At 64.6% G+C, this 20738-nt stretch carries 18 protein-coding genes; 5 read left to right on the top strand and 13 right to left on the bottom strand.

Annotated elements, in window-relative coordinates:
• Positions 1 to 4: 4 nt before the first annotated feature.
• A complete protein-coding gene (locus tag BM222_RS25685) occupies positions 5 to 598 on the top strand; it encodes a DUF4337 domain-containing protein (RefSeq protein ID WP_092234023.1) in 594 nt (197 codons plus the stop codon).
• Between the two features lie 144 nt (positions 599 to 742).
• Here BM222_RS25685 and BM222_RS25680 read toward each other — a convergent pair whose 3' ends face one another.
• The 12 genes from BM222_RS25680 to BM222_RS25625 all read right to left on the bottom strand — a co-directional run bounded on the left by BM222_RS25680 (position 743) and on the right by BM222_RS25625 (position 14808).
• Positions 743 to 1273 carry a hypothetical protein gene (locus tag BM222_RS25680; RefSeq protein WP_092234021.1) on the bottom strand — a complete coding sequence of 177 codons (531 nt, stop codon included), beginning with the start codon at positions 1271 to 1273 and terminating at the stop codon, positions 743 to 745.
• A 35-nt stretch (positions 1274 to 1308) separates the two neighbouring features.
• Positions 1309 to 2709, bottom strand: coding sequence for a dihydrolipoyl dehydrogenase (gene lpdA, locus BM222_RS25675; RefSeq protein ID WP_092234019.1), 1401 nt, complete (start codon positions 2707 to 2709; stop codon positions 1309 to 1311).
• A 56-nt stretch (positions 2710 to 2765) separates the two neighbouring features.
• Positions 2766 to 3527 carry an SDR family oxidoreductase gene (locus BM222_RS25670; protein ID WP_092234016.1) on the bottom strand — a complete coding sequence of 254 codons (762 nt, stop codon included), beginning with the start codon at positions 3525 to 3527 and terminating at the stop codon, positions 2766 to 2768.
• A gap of 54 nt (positions 3528 to 3581) precedes the next feature.
• Positions 3582 to 4814: a 2-oxoglutarate dehydrogenase complex dihydrolipoyllysine-residue succinyltransferase gene (odhB, locus tag BM222_RS25665; RefSeq protein ID WP_092234013.1), complete on the bottom strand. Its 1233-nt coding sequence runs from the start codon at positions 4812 to 4814 to the stop codon at positions 3582 to 3584.
• Between the two features lie 159 nt (positions 4815 to 4973).
• On the bottom strand, positions 4974 to 7931 hold the full coding sequence (locus BM222_RS25660; protein WP_092234010.1) for a 2-oxoglutarate dehydrogenase E1 component: 2958 nt from the start codon (positions 7929 to 7931) through the stop codon (positions 4974 to 4976).
• Positions 7932 to 8066: 135 nt separating this feature from the next.
• A complete protein-coding gene (sucD, locus tag BM222_RS25655; RefSeq protein ID WP_092234007.1) occupies positions 8067 to 8951 on the bottom strand; it encodes a succinate--CoA ligase subunit alpha in 885 nt (294 codons plus the stop codon).
• A 36-nt stretch (positions 8952 to 8987) separates the two neighbouring features.
• A complete protein-coding gene (locus BM222_RS25650; protein ID WP_092234004.1) occupies positions 8988 to 9467 on the bottom strand; it encodes a DUF1579 family protein in 480 nt (159 codons plus the stop codon).
• Positions 9468 to 9471: 4 nt separating this feature from the next.
• Positions 9472 to 10668, bottom strand: a complete 1197-nt coding sequence (sucC, locus tag BM222_RS25645) for an ADP-forming succinate--CoA ligase subunit beta (RefSeq protein ID WP_092234001.1) — start codon at positions 10666 to 10668, stop codon at positions 9472 to 9474.
• Positions 10669 to 10868: 200 nt separating this feature from the next.
• Complete coding sequence (mdh, locus tag BM222_RS25640) at positions 10869 to 11837, bottom strand: malate dehydrogenase (RefSeq protein WP_092233999.1); 969 nt, start codon at positions 11835 to 11837, stop codon at positions 10869 to 10871.
• 225 nt (positions 11838 to 12062) lie between these two features.
• Entirely contained in the window at positions 12063 to 13250 is a 1188-nt protein-coding gene (gene zapE / locus BM222_RS25635; protein WP_092233997.1) for a cell division protein ZapE, read from the bottom strand.
• Positions 13251 to 13461: 211 nt separating this feature from the next.
• Entirely contained in the window at positions 13462 to 13998 is a 537-nt protein-coding gene (gene thpR / locus BM222_RS25630; RefSeq protein WP_092234124.1) for an RNA 2',3'-cyclic phosphodiesterase, read from the bottom strand.
• A gap of 174 nt (positions 13999 to 14172) precedes the next feature.
• Positions 14173 to 14808, bottom strand: a complete 636-nt coding sequence (locus BM222_RS25625) for an arylesterase (RefSeq protein ID WP_177243457.1) — start codon at positions 14806 to 14808, stop codon at positions 14173 to 14175.
• A 55-nt stretch (positions 14809 to 14863) separates the two neighbouring features.
• Between BM222_RS25625 and BM222_RS25620 the strand changes: the two genes are divergently transcribed.
• The 4 genes from BM222_RS25620 (at position 14864) to BM222_RS25605 (ending at position 20030) form a co-directional block, all read left to right on the top strand.
• Complete coding sequence (locus tag BM222_RS25620) at positions 14864 to 15586, top strand: ABC transporter ATP-binding protein (RefSeq protein WP_092233991.1); 723 nt, start codon at positions 14864 to 14866, stop codon at positions 15584 to 15586.
• Positions 15583 to 18153 carry an ABC transporter permease gene (locus tag BM222_RS25615; RefSeq protein ID WP_092233988.1) on the top strand — a complete coding sequence of 857 codons (2571 nt, stop codon included), beginning with the start codon at positions 15583 to 15585 and terminating at the stop codon, positions 18151 to 18153. The genes BM222_RS25620 and BM222_RS25615 overlap by 4 nt, the downstream gene beginning before the upstream one ends.
• 294 nt (positions 18154 to 18447) lie before the next feature.
• Positions 18448 to 19239, top strand: a complete 792-nt coding sequence (locus tag BM222_RS25610; RefSeq protein WP_092233985.1) for a Bax inhibitor-1/YccA family protein — start codon at positions 18448 to 18450, stop codon at positions 19237 to 19239.
• 260 nt (positions 19240 to 19499) lie between these two features.
• A complete protein-coding gene (locus tag BM222_RS25605) occupies positions 19500 to 20030 on the top strand; it encodes a GNAT family N-acetyltransferase (RefSeq protein ID WP_092233982.1) in 531 nt (176 codons plus the stop codon).
• Between the two features lie 6 nt (positions 20031 to 20036).
• Here the strand turns inward: BM222_RS25605 and BM222_RS25600 are convergent, their stop codons facing one another.
• Positions 20037 to 20408, bottom strand: coding sequence for a DUF2794 domain-containing protein (locus BM222_RS25600; protein ID WP_092233979.1), 372 nt, complete (start codon positions 20406 to 20408; stop codon positions 20037 to 20039).
• Positions 20409 to 20738: the final 330 nt, after the last annotated feature.

The following is a 20738-nucleotide window of genomic DNA, read 5'->3' as shown; positions in this document are numbered from 1 at the left end:
ATTCATGAGCGCACACGAAAGCATGGAGCACGCCGAGCACGCCGAGCACGCATCGGCCGAGAACAAGAAGATCGCGCTTCTGATCGCGGTGCTGGCGCTGTTTCTGGCGATCTCGGAAACGCTCGGCAAAGGCGCGCAGACCGAATCGATCAGCAAGAACGTCGAGGCCTCCAACCTCTGGGCGTTCTTCCAGGCCAAGAGCATCCGCCGCACCGTCGTGCAGACCGCCGCCGATCAGGGCAAGCTGACGCTCGGCAGCGCCATCGACGACGCCATGAAAGCCGCGGTGCAGAAGCAGATCGACGAGTGGCAGAAGACCGCAGCGCGCTACCGCTCCGAGCCCGAGACCGGCGAAGGCACCGAGCAGCTCTCCGAGAAGGCCAAGGAAGCCGAGCACCAGCGCGACGAGGCGACCGCGAAATACCATCACTTCGAGCTGGCGTCGGCTGCGTTCCAGATCGGGATCGTGCTGGCATCCGCCACGATCATCACCGGCATGCTGCCGCTCGCCTGGATCGCCGGCCTCTTGACGCTCGCAGGGCTCGGCATGACCGTGCTCGGCGCATGGGCGCCGCATCTGTTGCATTTGCACGGGTGACGGGGCTGCTACGCCCACCGCTGTCATGCCCCGGCTTGGCCGGGGCATCCAGTACGCTGCGGCTTCTCGGGAACCACGATCGTCCCTGGAATACTGGATCGCCCGGCTAAACCGGGCGATGACAGTGGGTGCGTCTCGAGCAGCTTACCGCGCCTCGTGCACGCTCTTGCGAAAACGCTGGATCAGGCGCAGCGTCCGCGAGGACCAGCCTTCGCCGTTGCCCTTGACCAGCTCGCGGAGGCGGCGCTTGACCGGGTCGACCAGCTCGGTCGCTTTGGCGCGCAGCCGCAGCACCATTTCGTAGAGCCGTTCGAACCAGTGCATCTCCAGAAGCTTGTCGCGCGTGACGTCGAACACGAAGGCGGTGACACCGACGCCGAGCATCTTGGCGAACAGGATCGTGAAGACCGCGCTGGTCCAGTACTCATGCGTGAGCAGCCACAGGCCGACCAGCTTGAGCGGAAACAGCGGGATGATCGGGACCACGAAGACGATCAACGTCATCGCAGGCGACAGCGCGTCGACGCGCTCGGCCAGCCATGATTTGAACCGGGCGAGCGGGATCAGCGCGACGACCCGCGCGACAACAGGCTCGAGATGGTCCCACAGCCAGGCTTCGATCAGGAAGATGATCGCGAGCAGGACCCAGACCGGTTGAAGAAGGCGGCGTAGCATGTGATGTCCCGCCCGATTAGGCTCTGGGCGCGACCCTACATATGGATGGCCCGCTTGCCGACTGCAAGCGCGGCTTCCTTGACGGCCTCGGAGCGGGTCGGATGCGCGTGGCAGGTGCGCGCAAGGTCTTCCGCACTGCCACCAAACTCCATGAGAACGCAGGCCTCGTGGATCATTTCACCGGCCTCGATGCCGATGATGTGCACGCCGAGCACGCGATCGGTTTTCGCATCTGCGAGAATCTTCACGAAGCCGTCAGTCGTCTGGTTGACCTTGGAGCGGCCGTTGGCGGTAAAGGGAAACTTCCCGACGGTATAGGCGACGCCGGCCTGCTTCAGCTCTTCCTCGGTCTTGCCGACGGAGGACACTTCCGGGGTGGTATACACGACGCCTGGGATCACGTCGTAGTTCACGTGGCCGGCCTGGCCTGCGATGATCTCGGCGACCGCGACCGCTTCATCCTCGGCTTTATGGGCGAGCATCGGGCCCGCGACGACGTCGCCGATGGCATAGACGCCCTTCAGGCTGGTGGCGAAATGCGGATCGATCTGCACGCGGCCACGCGGATCGAGCGCAACGCCGGCCTCCTTCAGACCGAGACCATCCGTGTAGGGCACGCGGCCGATGCAGACCAGCACGACGTCGGCCTCGACGGTCTCGGCGGCGCCGCCGGCGGCGGGCTCGATCGTCGCCTTCAGCGTCTTGCCCGAGGTGTCGACCGCGGTGACCTTGGCCCCTAGCTTGAACGCAAAGCCCTGCTTCTCGAGGATACGCTGGAATTGTTTGGCGATCTCGCCGTCCATGCCGGGCAGGATGCGGTCGAGGAATTCGACGACGACGACTTCGGCGCCCAAGCGCTTCCACACCGAGCCGAGCTCGAGGCCGATCACGCCAGCGCCGACGATGAGCAGCTTGCCGGGGACCTTGTCCAGCGACAGCGCGCCGGTCGAGGACACGATGCGCTTCTCGTCGATCTCGATGCCTTTGAGGCGCGCGATGTCGGAGCCGGTGGCGATGACGATGTTCCTGGTCTCGATCACCTGCGACTTGCCGTCGGCGGACACCTCGACCTTGCCGGTGCCGAGGATCTTGCCGGTGCCCTTGAGCACGTCGACCTTGTTCTTCTTCATCAGGAACTCGACGCCCTTGACGTTGCCGTCGATGCCCTGCTGCTTGAAGTTCATCATCGCCGGCAGTTCGAGCTTGGGCGCGGAGACGCTGATGCCCATCTTGGCGAAGGAATGCGCGGCTTCCTCGAACATTTCGGAGGCGTGCAGCAGCGCCTTCGACGGCATGCAGCCGACATTGAGGCAGGTGCCGCCGAGCGTCGCGTTCTTTTCGACCACGGCGACTTTCATGCCGAGCTGGCTGGCGCGCACGGCGCAGACATAACCGCCAGGTCCGGTGCCGATGACGACGAGATCGTAGGTAGCCATGAGAGAAAGTCCCGTGAATTTAACGTTGTGAGGATGTGTCAGCGTCCGCCGGCGCGTCAGCGGCCGCCGGACACATCGAGAGTGGCTGCGGTGACGTAGGAAGCCTCGTCCGACATGAGCCAGATGATGGCGTTGGCGATTTCGTCCGCGGTGCCGACGCGCTTCATCGGCACCAGATGGGCCAGGCGATGATGCCGGTCAGGCTCGCCGCCGGAGGCGTGGATGTCGGTATCGATCAGGCCGGGGCGAATGCCCGCGACGCGAATACCTTCGGCTGCGACCTCGTAGCCGAGGCCGGTGGTGAAGGAATCGATCGCGCCTTTCGACGCGGCGTAATCGACATAAGTGTTGGGCGCGCCGAGCTTGGCCGCGACCGACGACAGATTGACGATGACGCCGCCCTTGCCGCCGTGCTTGGTCGACATCCGCTTCACCGCCTCGCGCGCGCAGAGGATGGAGCCGGTGACGTTGACCGCCAGCACGCGCTGGATGCGCTCGGCCGACATCTCGTCGACGCGCACGCCGCTCTTGCCGACGATGCCGCCATTGTTGACGAGCGCGGCCAGCGGCCCGAACTTGTCGGCAGCCTTGAACAGATCGAGGATGTCGCTCTCTTCGGCGACATCGCATTTCACCGCGATCGCCTTGCCGTTGCCGGCTTCGATTTGCGCGACCACCTCGTCGGCGGCCGTCTCGTTGCTGGCGTAGCCGACCACGACGCGATAGCCGCGCGCGGCCGCAGCAAGCGCGGTCGCACGGCCAATGCCGCGGCTGCCGCCGGTGATGACAACGACCTTATCCGTCACGTCAGCCTCCATGGTTCGACAGGCGCCGTCGCTGCCATCGCGACGGCGCTCGCAGAGCTTCAGGGATCAGAGATCGAGCACCAGGCGCGCCGGATCTTCCAGGCTCTCCTTGACGCGAACCAGGAAGGTGACGGCTTCCTTGCCGTCGATGACGCGGTGGTCGTAGGACAGCGCCAGATACATCATCGGGCGGACCTCGATCTTGCCGCCGACGACCATCGGACGGTCCTGGATCTTGTGCATGCCGAGGATGCCCGACTGCGGCGCGTTCAGGATGGGCGTCGACATCAGCGAGCCGTAGATGCCGCCGTTGGTGATGGTGAAGGTGCCGCCCTGCATCTCGTCGATCTTGAGCTGGCCGTCACGGGCGCGACGACCGAAATCGGCGATGCCCTTCTCGATGTCGGCGATCGACTTGTGGTCGCAGTCGCGCACGACGGGGACGACGAGGCCCTTGTCGGTGCCGACGGCCACGCCGATGTGGTAGTAGTTCTTGTAGATCAGATCGGTGCCGTCGATCTCGGCGTTGACGGCCGGGATGTCCTTCAGCGCCTGCACGACGGCCTTGGTGAAGAAGCCCATGAAGCCGAGCTTCGAGCCATGCTTCTTCTCGAACGCATCCTTGTAGTGGGCACGCAGCGCCATGACGTTGGTCATGTCGACCTCGTTGAAGGTCGTGAGCATGGCCGCGGTGTTCTGCACGTCCTTGAGGCGGCGCGCGATGGTCTGGCGCAGCCGGGTCATCTTGACGCGCTCTTCGCGGGCCGCGTCATCGGCCGGCGAGGCGCTGCGGACCTGCACGGCGGCGGCGGGCTGATTCACCGGGGTCGGCGCGGAGGCCGCACGCTCGATCGCGGCGAGCATGTCGCCCTTGGTGACGCGGCCGTCCTTGCCGGAGCCCGGAACGGTCGAGGCGTCGACGCCGGTCTCGGCGGAGAGTTTTCGCACGGACGGAGCGAGCGGCGCATCGGCCGGCGGCGCTTTCGCGGCCGGAGCGGCGGCGGCGAGAGCCGGAGCAGCTGCCGCAGGCCTGGCGGGCGCAGCCGCAGGCTTTGCACCGGCCGCGCCTTCAGTGATCTGGCCGAGCAGCGCACCGACCGCAACGGTGGTGCCATCAGCGGCGATGATCTCGCTCAGCGTGCCGGCGGAGGGCGCCGGGACTTCGATGGTGACCTTGTCGGTCTCGAGCTCCACCAAGGGCTCGTCGACGGCGACGGCGTCGCCGGCCTTCTTGAACCAGCGGCCGATGGTGGCCTCGGTGACGGATTCGCCGAGCGTCGGCACACGAATTTCAGTCATGGTCTTTTCCTTAAGGGGATCGCAGTCGCGGACAGGAATTCATACGTCATGCCCCGCGAAGGCGGGGCATCCAGTACGCCGCGACGTTCGTTCTGATCACGAACTTCACGGCGTACCGGATTGCCCGCCTTCGCGGGCAACGACAGTCTTAAAAACGTCTCAGCTCAGTGCTTCGTCCAGGAAGGCCTTCAGCTGCGCCTGATGCTTGGACATCAGACCCGTGGCGGTCGCGGCGGAAGCGGCGCGGCCGACATAACGCGGACGCCGGCTCGCGCCGTTCACCTGGTTCAGCACCCATTCCAGATAGGGCTCGATGAAGTGCCAGGCCCCCATGTTGCGAGGCTCTTCCTGGCACCAGATCACCTCGGCCTTCTTGAAGCGGGACAGCTCGGCCACCAGCGCCTTGAGCGGCACCGGGTAGAGCTGCTCGACGCGCATCAGATAGATGTCGTCGATGCCGCGCTTCTCGCGCTCCTCGTAGAGGTCGTAATAGACCTTGCCCGAGCACAGCACGATGCGGCGGATCTTGTCGTCCGGAACGAGCTTGATCGGCTCGTTCGGCAGCATCTGGGCGTCATCATACAGGATACGGTGGAAAGTCGTGCCCTTCGCGAGCTCCTCGAGGCGCGAGACCGCCCGCTTGTGACGCAGCAGCGACTTCGGCGTCATCAGGATCAGCGGCTTGCGGATCTCGCGATGAAGCTGTCGGCGCAGCACGTGGAAGTAGTTCGCCGGCGTGGTTGGGTAGGCCACCTGCATGTTGTCTTCCGCGCACATCTGCAGGTAACGCTCCAGGCGCGCCGAAGAGTGCTCCGGTCCCTGGCCCTCATACCCGTGCGGCAAGAGGCAGACGAGACCGGACATGCGGAGCCATTTGCGCTCACCCGAGGAGATGAACTGGTCGAACACGACCTGCGCGCCGTTGGCGAAGTCGCCGAACTGCGCTTCCCACAGCGTCAGCGTGTTCGGCTCGGCGAGCGAATAGCCGTATTCGAAGCCGAGCACCGCTTCTTCCGACAGCAGCGAGTTGATGACCTCGTAATGGCCCTGCTCGTTGCCGAGATGGTTGAACGGCGTGTAGCGGCTCTCGTCCTCCTGGTCGATCAGGACCGAGTGGCGCTGCGAGAAGGTGCCACGCTCCGAATCCTGTCCGGACAGACGGACGTGATGGTTCTCGTTGAGCAGCGTGCAGAACGCCAGCGCTTCGCCGGTCGCCCAGTCGATGCCCGTGCCGCTATCGATCGCCTTGGCGCGATTTTCCAGGAAGCGCTGAATGGTGCGGTGAACGCGGAAGCCATCCGGCACCTTGGTGATCTTGCGGCCGATGTCCTTGAGGACGGTCAGATCCACGCCGGTGACGCCGCGACGGGCATCCTCTTCCTGGTCGGCGATCTTGAAGCCCGCCCATTTGCCGTCGAGCCAGTCGGCCTTGTTCGGCTTGTAGGAGGTGCCGGCCTCGAACTCGGCATCGAGCCGCGCGCGCCAATCCGCCTTGGCCTTGTCCACCTCGCCCTGGGTCATCACGCCTTCGCTGACCAGCCGGCGGGAATAGAGCTCCAGCGTCGTCGGGTGAGCCGCGATCTTCTTGTACATCACCGGCTGGGTGAACGCAGGCTCGTCGCCTTCGTTATGGCCATGCCTGCGGTAGCAGAACATGTCGATGACGACGGGCTTGTGGAATTTCTGCCGGAACTCGGTCGCGACCTTGGCGGCGAAGACCACGGCTTCCGGATCGTCGCCGTTCACGTGGAAGATCGGCGCGTCGATCATCTTCGCCACATCGGACGGATAGGGCGAGGAGCGCGAGTAGCGCGGATAGGTGGTGAAGCCGATCTGGTTGTTGACGATGAAGTGCACGGAGCCGCCGGTGCGGTAGCCCTTCAGGTCCGACAGGCCGAAGCATTCGGCGACCACGCCCTGGCCCGCGAACGCCGCGTCGCCATGCATCAAAAGCGGCATCACCGAGATGCGCTGGTCCGGCGGATCGCCGTGCTGGTCCTGCTTGGCGCGAACCTTGCCGAGCACGACGGGATCGACGATCTCGAGATGCGAGGGGTTGGCGGTCAGCGACAGATGGATGCGGTTGCCGTCGAACTCGCGGTCCGAGGACGCGCCGAGGTGATATTTGACGTCGCCCGAGCCTTCGACCGCATCGGGATTGGCCGAGCCGCCCTTGAACTCGTGGAACAGCGCCCGGTGGGCCTTGCCCATCACCTGCGTCAGCACGTTGAGGCGGCCGCGATGCGGCATGCCGAGCACGACTTCCTTCACGCCGAGATTGCCGCCACGCTTGATGATCTGCTCGAGCGCGGGGATCAGCGATTCACCGCCGTCGAGGCCGAAGCGCTTGGTGCCGGTGAACTTGGTGTCGCAGAATTTTTCGAAGCCTTCCGCTTCGACCAGCTTCTGCAGAATGGCTCTGCGGCCTTCGCGGGTGAAGGAGATCTCCTTGTCGGGCCCCTCGATGCGCTCCTGGATCCAGGCCTTCTGCGCGGCATTGCTGATGTGCATGAACTCGACGCCGAGCGTCTGGCAGTAGGTGCGCTCGCAGATCGCCGTGATTTCGCGCAAGTTCGCGTATTCGAGACCGAGCACGTGGTCGAGGAAGATCTTGCGGTCGAAATCGGCTTCGCTGAAGCCGTAGGTGCGCGGGTCGAGCTCTTCGCGGTTACGCGGGGCCTCGATGCCGAGCGGATCGAGCTTGGCGTGGAAATGACCACGCATGCGATAGGAGCGGATCAGCATCAACGCACGCACCGAGTCGCGCGTGGCCTGAAGCAAATCGGCGGAGGAAATATCGGTGCCTTTGGCCTGCGCCTTGGCGGCGATCTTGCTGCCGACCGCCTTCTCGACCTCGGCCCAGTTGCCGTCGAGGGCGGAGGTCAGATCGTCCTTGGGGGTCAGCGGCCAGTTGGCGCGCTCCCAGGATGGCCCTTCCGCGTTCTTCCGAACGTCAGCCGGCTGGTCGTTGAGGCTCTTGAAGAACTCCTGCCACTCGGCGTCGACCGAGGACGGGTCCTTCTCGTAGCGGGCGTAGATTTCGTCGATGTAGGTGGCGTTGGTGCCCTGCAAAAACGATGAGAGGGCAAAGGCTGCGTTCGCGTCCTGGCGAGACATACTGGGTTCCTGGCGATTTCGGTTCGCGCATAACAAACGGCGCTGGCGTCGAGCTCCCGGCAGAGGCTCGACGCGACAGGCACCATTTATCCTATTTGCTGCGAAACTTCGCCCGGAAAAGTACGAAGGAGTGAATTAGCCTTTCAATTTTTCGGCAAGCGTATGGCCGAGGCGCGCGGGAGACGGCGATACTGTAATCCCTGCGGATTTCATCGCCTCGGTCTTGGAACCGGCATCGCCCTTGCCGCCGGAGATGATCGCGCCGGCATGGCCCATGCGACGGCCGGGAGGTGCGGTAACACCGGCGATGAAACCGACCATCGGCTTTTTGCGGCCACGCTTGGCCTCGTCCTTGAGGAACTGGGCAGCATCTTCCTCGGCGGAACCGCCGATCTCGCCGATCATGATGATCGACTCGGTCTTGGGATCAGCCAGGAGCATTTCCAGGACGTCGATGAACTCGGTCCCCTTCACCGGGTCGCCGCCGATGCCGACCGCGGTGGTCTGGCCGAGGCCTTCCTGCGAGGTCTGGAACACGGCTTCATAGGTCAGCGTACCCGAGCGGGAGACGATGCCGACGGAGCCGGTCTTGAAGATGTTGGCCGGCATGATCCCGATCTTGCACTCGCCGGCGGTCATGACGCCCGGGCAGTTCGGCCCGATCAGGCGCGACTTGGAGCCGGCCAGCGAGCGCTTCACCCGGACCATGTCGATCACGGGAATGCCTTCGGTAATGCAGACGATCAGCGGGATCTCGGCGTCGATCGCCTCGCAGATCGCGTCCGCCGCGCCCGGCGGTGGCACGTAGATCACCGACGCATCGGCGCCGGTCTTCTCCCGCGCTTCGCGCACGGTGTCGAACACCGGCAGGTTCAGATGGGTCGAGCCGCCTTTGCCGGGCGAGGTGCCGCCCACCATCTTGGTGCCATAGGCAATCGCGGCTTCGGAATGGAAGGTGCCGTTCTTGCCGGTGAAGCCCTGGCAGATGACCTTGGTGTTCTTGTCGATCAGGATGGACATGAGGTCTGCTTTCGCGAAACTAACAGAGTGAGAGGATCAGTGGATGCGGCGGTAGACGCCGGTGAGCACGTCAGCCCAGCCTTCCGCGTCCGGCGAGAACTGGATCTTCAACGAGTAGGAGGAGTCGTCGATGATCTCATAGACGTGGCGCGCGTTGCCGCGGAGCGAGCCGCGCACCAGCGTCAGGGTCTTGCCGACCCACCCGCCGGAGGCGGGCGAGGGCGGGGTGTAGCCGAGTGAATCGTACCAGAACAATTTGTAGGTCCGGTCGTCGCGGTCGTAAGTGAAGATGCCGTGGGTGGCGAAGCTCGGCTTGCCGTCGCGCATCTGCACCGTGTCCTGGATCAGGTAGAACCCGTTCAGGTCCATGCGCGCGACGACACGAGACGTGGCGGTGCCGCCTTCCGTCCAGCGCGACGGAAAGACCACCTCTTCACCATTCCATTCGCCGGCGAACGCGGCGAGACGCGCATGCTCTGCAAGTGGAGATGATGCGGAGAGATGGTCCTGGGCCATGGTCTTAGCCTCCCTTGACGGCCTTCACGATCTTCTGCGCGGCGTCGTCGAGATTGTCGGCCGGCACCACGTTCAGACCGGATTCACGGATGATCTTCTTGCCGAGCTCGACATTGGTGCCTTCGAGGCGAACCACCAGCGGCACGCTGAGGCCGACCTCACGAACCGCAGCCGTGACGCCCTCGGCGATCACGTCGCACTTCATGATACCACCGAAGATGTTGACCAGGATGCCCTTCACATTGGGATCCGCGGTGATGATCTTGAACGCTGCCGCAACCTTCTCCTTGCTGGCGCTGCCGCCGACGTCGAGGAAGTTCGCCGGCGCCATGCCGTAGAGCTTGATGATGTCCATCGTCGCCATGGCGAGGCCGGCGCCGTTGACCATGCAGCCGATATTGCCGTCGAGGGCGACGTAGTTGAGGTCGTACTTCGACGCCTCGATTTCCTTGGCGTCTTCCTCGGTCTCGTCGCGCAGCGCGAGCACGTCGGGATGACGGAACAGCGAATTGTCGTCGAACGACACCTTGGCGTCGAGCACGCGGAGCTGGCCCTGCTTGGTCACGACCAGCGGGTTGATCTCCAGCATCGACATGTCCTTGGCGACGAACGCCGCGTAGAGCTGCGCGGTGAGCTTCTCGGCCTGCTTGGCGAGATCACCGGAGAGCTTCAGCGCCTTGGCAACGGTGCGGCCGTGATGGCCCATGATGCCGGTCGCGGGATCGACCGAGAAGGTGACGATCTTCTCGGGGCTGTTGTGCGCGACGTCCTCGATGTTGACGCCGCCCTCGGTCGAGACGACGAAGGAGACGCGCGAGGTCTCGCGGTCGACCAGGATCGAGAGATAGAATTCGTTGTCGATGTCGGAACCGTCCTCGATGTAGAGGCGGTTGACCTGCTTGCCGGCGGGGCCGGTCTGGATCGTCACGAGGGTTGCGCCGAGCATCTGCTTGGCGAATTCGGAGACCTCGGCGGCCGACTTGGCGATGCGAACGCCGCCCTTGTCGCCGGCCGAGGCTTCCTTGAACTTGCCCTTGCCGCGGCCGCCGGCATGGATCTGGCTCTTCACCACATAGACGGGACCGGGCAGCGCCTTGGCGGCTGCTTCCGCGTCTGCGGCCTTGAGAACCGGAACGCCCTTGGAGATCGCTACACCGAACTCGCTCAGCAGCGCCTTGGCCTGATATTCGTGGATATTCATATGGTCGCTCCCTGAACCCGCGGGCGGTGACCCCTCAGGGCCCATCTCAGTCTTGTGGCTGGCATACCATATACCACAGCAACTGCAACCCGGATTCTTTGATGTCGGAAATCTTGGGCCGGGCCCCGTCCCGGCGAGGCGGGCCCGGAAATGAAACCGCCGAGGACCGGTTTTCGGTCCTCGGCGGGATTGTCTAGGCCTTAGCGACCGAGAAGATCGGGCGCGATCTTCTTGCAGGCATCGACCAAGCCCTGCACGGCGCCGACCGACTTGTCGAAGGCCTCGCGGTCCTTGCCGGCGAGCTCGATCTCGACGACGCGCTCAACGCCCTTCGAGCCGATCACGACGGGCACGCCGACATACATGTCCTTCACGCCGTATTCGCCGTTGAGATAAGCGGCGCAGGGCAGCACGCGCTTCTTGTCACGCAGATAGCTCTCGGCCATCGCAATGGCCGAAGCAGCCGGCGCATAGAAGGCCGAGCCGGTCTTGAGCAAATTGACGATCTCGGCGCCGCCGTTGCGGGTGCGGTCGACGATCTCGTCGAGGCGCGCCTGCGAGGTCCAGCCCATCTTGACGAGGTCGGGCAGCGGGATGCCGGCAACGGTGGAGTACTTCACCAGCGGCACCATGGTGTCGCCATGGCCGCCGAGCACGAAGGCGGTGACGTCTTCGACCGAGACGTTGAACTCGTCGGCCAGGAAGTAGCGGAAGCGCGCGGAGTCGAGCACGCCGGCCATGCCGACGACCTTCTTGTGCGGCAGGCCCGAGGCCTTCTGGAGCGCCCAGACCATGGCATCGAGCGGGTTGGTGATGCAGATGACGAAGGCGTCGGGGGCGTATTTCTTGATGCCCGCACCGACCTGCTCCATGACCTTGAGGTTGATGGAGAGGAGGTCGTCGCGGCTCATGCCGGGCTTGCGCGGCACGCCGGCGGTGACGATGCAGACCTTGGCGTTGTCGAGCGCCTCGTAGGAGTTCGCACCGCTGTAGTGCGCGTCAAAACCGTCGACCGGCGAGGACTGCGCGATGTCGAGCGCCTTGCCCTGCGGCACGCCCTCGGCGATGTCGAACATCACGACGTCGCCCAGTTCTTTCAAGCCGATGAGGTGAGCCAGCGTTCCGCCGATCTGACCGGAGCCAATCAAAGCAATCTTGTCGCGCGCCATGTGAACTGTCCTTTAGACACGTAAGGAGGGGAAACTGAGAGGGTGGTTATCCCTTTCGCTTGCCCCGTTCAAGTCGGTGGATGCCCAATTGTCGGGCTTGCCGCTTATACAAGCGCAACCCTATCATTCCGGGCGACGCGTGCATCGTAACCCGAAAGTGACGCAGCAAATTCCGCGCTCGGCCGCAGCGGCGAGGCCGAAAATGACAGCGCTGGCAAATAGGACCTAAGTCTCCACCAGACCTTTGGTGGAGCCGCTGGCGGTGGAATCCTTACGCCCGTGAGCCAGCGCCAGATAGGATTCCGAACTCATCTCGATCAGGCGCGATGAGGTCCGCTTGAACTCCATCGCCTCAATGCCCTCTGTGGCGAGATAGAGCGAGATCGGGTCGGCGTCGGCCGAGGCCATCAGCTTCACGGCATTGTCATAGAGCGTGTCGATCAGCGTGATGAAGCGCTTGGCGGCGTTGCGCTGGGAGAAGTCCATCACTGGAATATGGTCGACCAGGATGGTGTGGTAGTCGTGCGCCAGCCTGAGGTAGTCTGATGCACCGAGCGGCTTCTCGCAGAGATCGGCGAAGCCGAAGCGCGCCACACCATGGGCCGAGCAGGGCACGTGCAGGATGCGCCCCTTGATCTGGACGTCGCGCGACTTGCATTTGGCGTTGCCGGTCATTTTGGCCCAGGCGCGATCGAGCGCAGCGCGGGCATCGCCGTTCACCGGCGTCAGCCACATCGGCACGCCCTGAAGCTTCTCCAGCCGGAAGTCGGTGCGCGCATCGAGCCGCGAGACGTCCATGTGGTCGGTGATCTGCTTGATGAAGGGCAGGAACAGCGCGCGGTTGAGGCCGCCCTTGTAGAGATCATCGGGCGCGACGTTGGAGGTCGCGACCACGACGGTGCCGAGCTCGAACAGCTTTGCGAACAGCCGTCCGAGGATCATCGCGTCCGCGATGTCGGTGACGTGGAATTCGTCGAAGCAGAGCAGCCAGCTCTCCTCGAAGATCGCATGCGCGGTCAGCGCGATGACGTCGCCGTCGGCGATCTCGCCGCGCGCGATGCCCTGGCGATAATCGTAGATGCGCTCGTGCACATCGGCCATGAATTCGTGAAAATGCGCGCGGCGCTTGTGCTCGACCGTGGAGTGCTGGAAGAACAGATCCATCAGCATGGTCTTGCCGCGGCCGACCTCGCCATGGATGTAGAGCCCGCGCGGCGCTTCGTTCTTGTCGCCACCGTTGAACAGGCGGGCGAGCAGCCCCTGCTTGCGCTTCGGGCTGTAGTTCGCAAGCCGCAGGTCGAGCGCCGCATAGGCCTCGGCGACCTCGGCCTGCGCGGCATCGGGCTCGATCGCGCCTGATGCGATCTGGGCCTGATAGGCTTCGCTGAAGGAGGAGTTCGGGGTGGAGAGCATGGCTCTTTACCGCCAGAGACCGGCGGAAATTGCAAGCCGTCAATTGGTGGACGGGGTATGCGCTTTCTTCTCCCTCGCCCCGTTGTTACGGGAGAGGTCGGGGTGAGGAGCATTTCTCCACGCGTGAGATCGCCGTGAGACCTGTCCCCCTCACCCGGAGCGCAAGAGCGATCCGACCTCTCCCGCAAGCGGGGAGAGGTGAAGAAAGAAATCACTCACACAGCTCGTAGGCGTCCTCGACCACATACGGGCCGCCGCCGGTCGATGCGCGCGAGGAGAACAGCACGAAGCGCTCCGCCACGAAGGCCTTGCTGGGGAAGTAGCCGCGGATCGAGAGATAGTCGGCGACGTCGCGGTCGGAGGCGTCGTGCAGCCGGGCCAGCGTGACGTGCGGGATGAACTTGCGGCCCTCCGGATCGAGGCCGATCCGCTGCATCATGCGTTCGAGCTCGGCCTGCAGCTCCATCAGGGGCTTGCTCGGCGCGATCGTCGCAACGACCGCCCTCGGTTTGCGACCGCCGAAACTCGTCAACCCCTGCACCTTCACCTCGAAGGGCTTGCGGTCGACGCGAAACAGCATCGATGCGATCTCGTTGGCGGAGACGCCATCGATGTCGCCGATGAAGCGCAGGGTGACGTGATAGTTTTCGGGATCGATCCAGCGGGCGCCTGGAAGGCCACCTCGCAAATTGGAAAGCGTCTGGCAGACCTCGGTCGGAATTTCCAGACCAGTAAACAAACGCGGCATCGTTTCGTACTCCCGATGCTTGGGCATGATCCCCCGGGAGAGATCATATCCAGATTTTAGAGCCGGCGACGAATCACCAGTACCCTGATTCCTATCGCAGTTGTGTGACTCTGCGAAGTGTTGCCGAGGCTATACCGGGAAAACCCTGGTGTCAGGGTTAGCATTGCCTGCATTTCAACGGCGCTGCTCGCCGATCGTGCGCACGAATGCCTCCACCGTGGGCAGCATGTTGTTGACGATGATGTCGACGCCTGCAGCGGTCGGATGAATGCCGTCGGCCTGGTTGAGCTTGGCGTCCGCGGCGACGCCGTCGAGGAAGAACGGATAGAGCGGCACGTCGAACCGCTTCGCCAGTTCCGGATAAATCGAATTGAAGCGCGCGCCATAGTCCGCGCCGAAATTCGGCGGCGCCAGCATGCCACACAGCATCACGGCGATCTTGCGCGCCTTCAGACGCTGAACGATGTCGGTCAACGCCGCCCGCGTCAAGTCGGGGTCGATGCCGCGCATCGCGTCGTTGGCGCCGAGCTCGACGATGACGCCTTCGGTTCCCTCGGGCACCGACCAGTCGAGCCGGTCGCGGCCGCCGGACGAGGTGTCGCCAGACGCGCCAGCGTTGATCATGTCAACCTCTATGCCTTTGACATGCAACGCTTTTTGAAGCTTGGCAGGAAACGCATCCGGGGCCGGGAGGCCAAGACCCGCGCTCAAGGAATCGCCGAGAACGACGAGCTTGATCGGTTTTGTCGAATCCGCCCGGGCCGGAGCCGCGAGTGTCATCAAAGCGAGCATCAACACGGCTATGTGCATGAACAATCCGTAACGCCTCTCGACCCCGCGTGCGGAGTTGCCATATGACCGGACCATGGATAGTCGCATCGAAACCTCTTCGCTCGCCGGCACTGCGCCGGACACCATCGCCATCACCAACGTCAATCTGTCATTGGGCACGGGGGCGGCACGCGTTCACATCCTCAAGGATATCAGCCTGCGGATCGGCTCGGGGGAGACGATCGGCCTGATCGGCCCGTCAGGCTCGGGCAAATCCACGCTGCTGATGGTGATGGCGGGGCTGGAGCGACCTGATAGCGGAGAGGTGGTGGTGTCAGGCACGCCTTTCAATGCCCTCGACGAGGACGCGCTGGCGCGTTTTCGCGGCCGCCAGGTCGGCATCGTCTTTCAGTCCTTTCATCTGATCCCGACCATGACCGCGCTGGAGAATGTCGCGGTGCCGCTCGAGCTCGCCGGCAATCCTGATGCCAGCAAGCGCGCGGCCAAGGAGCTGCAATCGGTTGGGCTCGGCGATCGCCTGCATCATTATCCCACGCAGCTCTCCGGCGGCGAGCAGCAGCGCGTGGCGCTGGCGCGCGCGCTGGCGCCCGATCCCGCCATCCTCGTCGCCGATGAGCCGACCGGCAATCTCGACGAGGCTACGGGAAAGCAGATCATCGATCTGCTCTTCACCAAACATGCCGAGCGCGGCATGACGCTGGTGCTGGTGACGCACGATTCCTCGCTCGCACATCGCTGCGACCGCGTGATCCGACTGCGTTCGGGCCGCATCGACACGCCGACGACCAACGCATGAGCGCCGCCATCGAACCGTTTGCGAAGCCGAACGGCCTCGCATTGTCGCTGCGCTATGCCTTGCGCGAATTGCGCGGCGGCCTGCGCGGCTTCTACGTCTTCATCGCCTGCATTGCGCTCGGGGTGATGGCGATTGCGGGCGTCGGCTCGGTCTCAGCGAGCCTCAGCGACGGTCTCGCGCGCGAGGGCCGCACGCTGCTCGGCGGCGACGTCTCGTTCGTGCTGTTCCAGCGCGAGGCCAAGCCGGACGAAGTCGCGTTCCTGCGCTCGCGCGGCACCCTCTCCGTCGCCGCCACCTTGCGCGGCATGGCGCGCTCGGCCGAGGGCAAGCTGGCGCTGGTCGAGATGAAGGCGGTCGACGATACCTATCCGATGCTCGGACAGTTGACACTGGCGCCGCCACGGTCCCTGACCGATCTGCTCGCGGAACGTGACGGCGCATTCGGCGCGGCTGCCGATCCGACGCTGCTGGCGCGGCTTTCGCTCAAGATCGGCGACCGCGTCACCGTTGGCTCTGCGACGTTCCAGATCCGCTCCAGCGTCGAGGCCGAGCCCGACAAGCTCGCCAGCGGCATCGGCTTTGGCCCACGCTTGCTGATCAGCGAGGCGGCCTTGCGCGCCACCGGTCTCATTCAGCCAGGCAGCCTGGTGCGCTGGGTTTACCGCGTCAAACTGCCCGACATCGCCAACAGCGACAGCGCCACCGATGCCTTCATTGCCGATGCCCGCAACGCCGCGCCGCAGGCCGGCTGGGAGGTCCGCAGCCGCTCCAATGCCTCGCCGCAGCTCGAACGCAATATCAGCCGTTTCACCCAGTTCCTGACCCTGGTCGGCCTCGCCGCGCTTCTGGTCGGCGGTGTCGGCGTCGCCAACGCCGTGAAGAGCCATATCGACCGCCGGCTCGAGGTGATCGCGGCCTTCAAGGCCGTCGGCGCCACCGGGCGCGACGTATTCGGCATTTATCTGGCGCAGGTCGTGCTGCTCGCCGCGATCGGCTCGGTGATTGGCCTGGCGCTCGGCGCGGCGATGCCGTTCGCCATCGCCGGCCTGTTCGGCAAGCTGCTGCCGCTGCCGGTCGTGCCGGCGGTGCATGCCGACGAGCTCGCACTGTCCTTCGTCTATGGCCTGCTCACCGCGCTCGCCTTCGGTCTGTGGCCGCTCGGACGCGTGCATGACGTGCCGGTCGCGGCGCTGTTCCGCGACACCGTCGCCGCCGAATGGCACCGGCCCCGCCTGGGCTATCTCGTGTTCATGGCCGGTGTCGTCGCGCTGCTGGTCGCTGTCGTGATCGGCCTCTCCTTCGACAAGCGCATCGCCCTGGTGTTCGTGGTCTCCTCCGTCGTCGTGTTCGCCGTGCTGCGCGGCGTCGCTGCCGTGCTGATGGCGATCGCGCGCCGATTGCCGCGCACGCGCTTCACCATGCTGCGGCTTGCGATCGCCAACATCCACCGGCCGGGCGCATTGACGCCGTCGGTCGTGCTCTCGCTCGGGCTTGGCCTCGCGGTGCTCGTCACCATCACCCAGATCGACGGCAATCTGCGGCGGCAGTTCCTCGCCGCGCTGCCCGATCGCGCGCCGGCGTTCTACTTCATCGACATTCCGAGCACGCAGGCCGCCGAGTTCGACGGTTATCTGCGCCAGATCGCCCCCGGCGCGAAGGTCGAGGACGTGCCGATGCTGCGCGGGCGCATCGCCGCCGCCCGCGGCGTCCGCGCCGAGGACCTCAAGCCGTCGACCGATTCCGAGTGGGTGCTGCAAAGCGACCGCGGCCTGACCTATACGGGCGAGCTGCCGAAAGGCTCCAAGGTCGTCGAGGGCGAATGGTGGCGCGCCGACTATTCCGGCCCGCCGCTGGTCTCGATGGAGAAGAAGATCGCCGACGGGCTTGGCCTCAAGCTCGGCGACGAAATCGTCGTCAACGTGCTCGGCCGCGACATCGCGGCGAAAATCAGCAATCTGCGCACGATCGACTGGCAGGGCCTCGGCATCAATTTCGTTCTGGTGTTCTCGCCGAACGCCTTCAAGGGCGCGCCGCATACCCACATCGCCACACTGACGGAATCGGGCGGCGATGCGGCCGGCGACGGCAAGATCATCAAGCAGGTGGCGGACGCCTACCCAATGGTGACGAGCGTGCGCGTGCGCGAGGTGATGGAGACGGTCGGCGCGGTCGTGACCAACCTCGCGCTTGCGATCCGCGGCGCCAGCGCCGTGACCCTGATCTCGGCAATCCTGGTGCTGGGCGGCGCGCTCGCCGCCGGTCATCGCCACCGGGTCTATGATGCGGTCATCCTCAAAACGCTCGGCGCGACGCGGCTGCGGCTGCTCGGCGCCTATGCGCTCGAATACCTCTTGATCGGCCTTGCCACCGCAATGTTCGGCGTGATCGCCGGCAGCATGGCCGCCTGGATGATCGTGACGCGGCTGATGACGCTGACCTTCGTCTGGCAAGGCGGCAGCGCGGCCGGCGTGGTCGTGGCCGCGCTGGTCGTCACCGTCGGGCTTGGGCTCGCAGGCACGCTGCTGGCCTTGAACAAAAAGCCCGCCACGGTGTTGCGGAATTTGTGACAAAAGGTAGCGGGTGGCGCTCCGGGCCGGAATCGGCCGGACCGGAATCGCAGGATTCCTGCGATTAACCACGTCTGCCGTCAGGTTCTCGTCAGGATCGCGCGGAAGGGCGACATTCGGCCGCGCGTGGACGGTTGCAGCGGATGTGTTAGTTTCCCACATATCGGATGGGTTCGGAGCCCCGATTGTTAGCCAAAATTTAGTCGGCAGGCATCGGTATCCGAGATAGAATTTGACGAACCGGCGGCATGGCAACCCCTGTGCCGGACCGGGCCAACCAACGGGAATTCGACCATGTCGGACCTAGACCGCAATTACGCTTCTCCTTTCGGCAGGGCCGCCGGGCGTGTTGACGCCGCGACGGTCGACGCCGGCCTGCGCGCCTACATGCTGCGCATCTACAATTACATGAGCATCGGCCTCGCCATCACCGGCCTCGCCGCGCTCGGTGTCTACATGGCTGCCGTGACCGACGTTCCGACGGCCGAAGCGGTCCGCGTCGGCAAGCTGTTCCTGACGCCGTTCGGCTACGCGATGTTCGTGAGCCCGCTGAAATATCTGTTCATGCTGGCGCCGCTCGCCATGGTGTTCGTGATCTCGGCCGGCATCAACCGTCTGGCACCCTCGACCGCCCAGATCCTGTTCTGGGTGTTCTCGGCGCTGATGGGCATCTCGCTGTCCTCGATCTTCCTGGTGTACACGCACACCTCGATCGTGCGGGTGTTCTTCATCACCGCGGCGACGTTCGGTGCGCTGAGCCTCTACGGCTACACCACCAAGCGTGACATGAGCGGCATGGGCTCGTTCCTGTTCATGGGCCTGATCGGCATCATCATCGCGAGCCTGGTGAACCTGTTCCTGGCCAGCACGGCGCTGCAGTTCATCGTCTCGGTGGTCGGCGTTCTCGTGTTCGCGGGCCTCACCGCCTGGGACACCCAGCGCCTGAAGAACGACTACATCTACGGCTACGCCTCGGCCGGCGGTGACATCGCCGAGCGTGCGGCGATATCGGGTGCGCTGTCGCTGTATTTGAACTTCATCAACCTGTTCACGCTGCTGCTGCAGCTCCTCGGCCAGCGCGACTAAGCGCCAGCCGCAAGAGAACGGACACGAACCCCGGCCGAAAGGCCGGGGTTTTTGTTTGTGCCGAGCTAGTTGCCACAAACACCGTCATTGCGAGCGAAGCGAAGCAATCCAGAGTCCCTTCGCGGACGCATTTCTGGATTGCTTCGTCGCATCAGCGCAAAATTGCTACGCAATTTTGTCGCGAGCTCCTCGCAATGACGGAGTATGTGGAAGCAGCATTGCCCCTTCCAGCGCCCTCGCGAACGCTCTAATCTTCCCCCATGTCCGCACCCGAAATCAGGCCCGCCATCGAGGCCGACCTCCCCGCCATCACCGCGATCTATCAGCAGGCTGTCCGCGAGGGCACCGCGACGTTCGAGCTCGATCCGCCCGACCTCGCCGAGATGACGCGCCGCTATCGCACGCTGGTCGACGGCGGCTATCCCTATTTCGTCGCCATGCTCGACGGCCGCGTCGCCGGCTACGCCTATGCCGGCGCCTACCGGCCGCGGCCGGCCTATCGCTTTACAGTCGAGAACTCGATCTATCTCGATCCCGCCTTCCATCGCCGCGGCATTGGCTCGCTGCTGCTGGACCGGCTGATCAGCGAATGCGAGGCGCGCGGCTTCCGCCAGATGATTGCCGTCATCGGCGATTCCGCCAATGCCGGGTCTATCGGCGTGCACACCCGGGGCGGCTTCAAGATGATCGGCACGCATCCCAATGTCGGCCTGAAATTCGGCCGTTGGCTGGATACGGTCATGATGCAGCGCGATCTCGGCGAGGGCGCGAAGACGGTGCCTGGGACGTAATTTCGGTCACACCACCGCCAGCTTGCGGTCGATCACAAGCAGCACGCGGTCGAGCTCATGGCCGCGGCGCAGGATCAGGCCGGTCGCCGAGATCACGCTGTACATGCCCTGCTTGCGCGCGAGCCGCGGATCTTTCTCGATGCGGTAGATCGGCACTTCGGAGGCGCGGCGATAGACCGAGAACACGGCGCGGTCTTTCAGGAAGTCGATGGCATAGTCGCGCCACTCGCCGTCGGAGACCATACGGCCATAGAGGTTGAGAATTCGGTTGAGCTCGAGCCGGTTGAACGTCACCCGGTTCGGTTGGGCATTCGCAGCGGCGGGGCGCACCGCTGCGCGCTGCTCGCTCGGATCGGCATCCTCCGACGTCAAATTCATGGGGCGCCTCCTCATCGCTCGGCATGACCGCCTCCGCGAAGACCGTCCCCGGAGCCGCGGATCATGACATCTGCATGATTGCGCCAACTGTTCCCCGCCGCAAGAGGCTGTTGTCCGGCCCCTCGAACGATCCCGGCTGAGCTCGGCGGGCGGCTGAAACTCATGACAACGGTGGACCCCCCCAGCGGCAAACCGTCACAGGATCGTTAGCAGGAATCACAGGATCGCCGCTTTTCCGCCCACCGCCTGCCGCCCTGCGCTGCGAGAAGGCTGGTGTGCGTTGACCCGGTCCTTTCGGTTCCGGATTCCTCAGCCCCCAGCCCCCCGGGG

This window comes from Bradyrhizobium sp. Gha (assembly GCF_900113735.1).
GTDB lineage: Bacteria > Pseudomonadota > Alphaproteobacteria > Rhizobiales > Xanthobacteraceae > Bradyrhizobium.
Note: the sequence above shows the minus strand (reverse complement) of the source record. Positions and strands in the feature narration are given on the sequence as shown.

Bases quoted from the DNA above. Each gene is read 5' to 3' on its own strand.
- BM222_RS25685 (WP_092234023.1), top strand. From the start codon at position 5: ATGAGCGCACACGAAAGCATGGAGCACGCCGAGCACGCCGAGCACGCA.
- BM222_RS25680 (WP_092234021.1), bottom strand. From the start codon at position 1,273: ATGCTACGCCGCCTTCTTCAACCGGTCTGGGTCCTGCTCGCGATCATC.
- lpdA (WP_092234019.1), bottom strand. From the start codon at position 2,709: ATGGCTACCTACGATCTCGTCGTCATCGGCACCGGACCTGGCGGTTAT.
- BM222_RS25670 (WP_092234016.1), bottom strand. From the start codon at position 3,527: ATGGAGGCTGACGTGACGGATAAGGTCGTTGTCATCACCGGCGGCAGC.
- odhB (WP_092234013.1), bottom strand. From the start codon at position 4,814: ATGACTGAAATTCGTGTGCCGACGCTCGGCGAATCCGTCACCGAGGCC.
- BM222_RS25660 (WP_092234010.1), bottom strand. From the start codon at position 7,931: ATGTCTCGCCAGGACGCGAACGCAGCCTTTGCCCTCTCATCGTTTTTG.
- sucD (WP_092234007.1), bottom strand. From the start codon at position 8,951: ATGTCCATCCTGATCGACAAGAACACCAAGGTCATCTGCCAGGGCTTC.
- BM222_RS25650 (WP_092234004.1), bottom strand. From the start codon at position 9,467: ATGGCCCAGGACCATCTCTCCGCATCATCTCCACTTGCAGAGCATGCG.
- sucC (WP_092234001.1), bottom strand. From the start codon at position 10,668: ATGAATATCCACGAATATCAGGCCAAGGCGCTGCTGAGCGAGTTCGGT.
- mdh (WP_092233999.1), bottom strand. From the start codon at position 11,837: ATGGCGCGCGACAAGATTGCTTTGATTGGCTCCGGTCAGATCGGCGGA.
- zapE (WP_092233997.1), bottom strand. From the start codon at position 13,250: ATGCTCTCCACCCCGAACTCCTCCTTCAGCGAAGCCTATCAGGCCCAG.
- thpR (WP_092234124.1), bottom strand. From the start codon at position 13,998: ATGCCGCGTTTGTTTACTGGTCTGGAAATTCCGACCGAGGTCTGCCAG.
- BM222_RS25625 (WP_177243457.1), bottom strand. From the start codon at position 14,808: ATGCACATAGCCGTGTTGATGCTCGCTTTGATGACACTCGCGGCTCCG.
- BM222_RS25620 (WP_092233991.1), top strand. From the start codon at position 14,864: ATGGATAGTCGCATCGAAACCTCTTCGCTCGCCGGCACTGCGCCGGAC.
- BM222_RS25615 (WP_092233988.1), top strand. From the start codon at position 15,583: ATGAGCGCCGCCATCGAACCGTTTGCGAAGCCGAACGGCCTCGCATTG.
- BM222_RS25610 (WP_092233985.1), top strand. From the start codon at position 18,448: ATGTCGGACCTAGACCGCAATTACGCTTCTCCTTTCGGCAGGGCCGCC.
- BM222_RS25605 (WP_092233982.1), top strand. From the start codon at position 19,500: ATGTCCGCACCCGAAATCAGGCCCGCCATCGAGGCCGACCTCCCCGCC.
- BM222_RS25600 (WP_092233979.1), bottom strand. From the start codon at position 20,408: ATGAATTTGACGTCGGAGGATGCCGATCCGAGCGAGCAGCGCGCAGCG.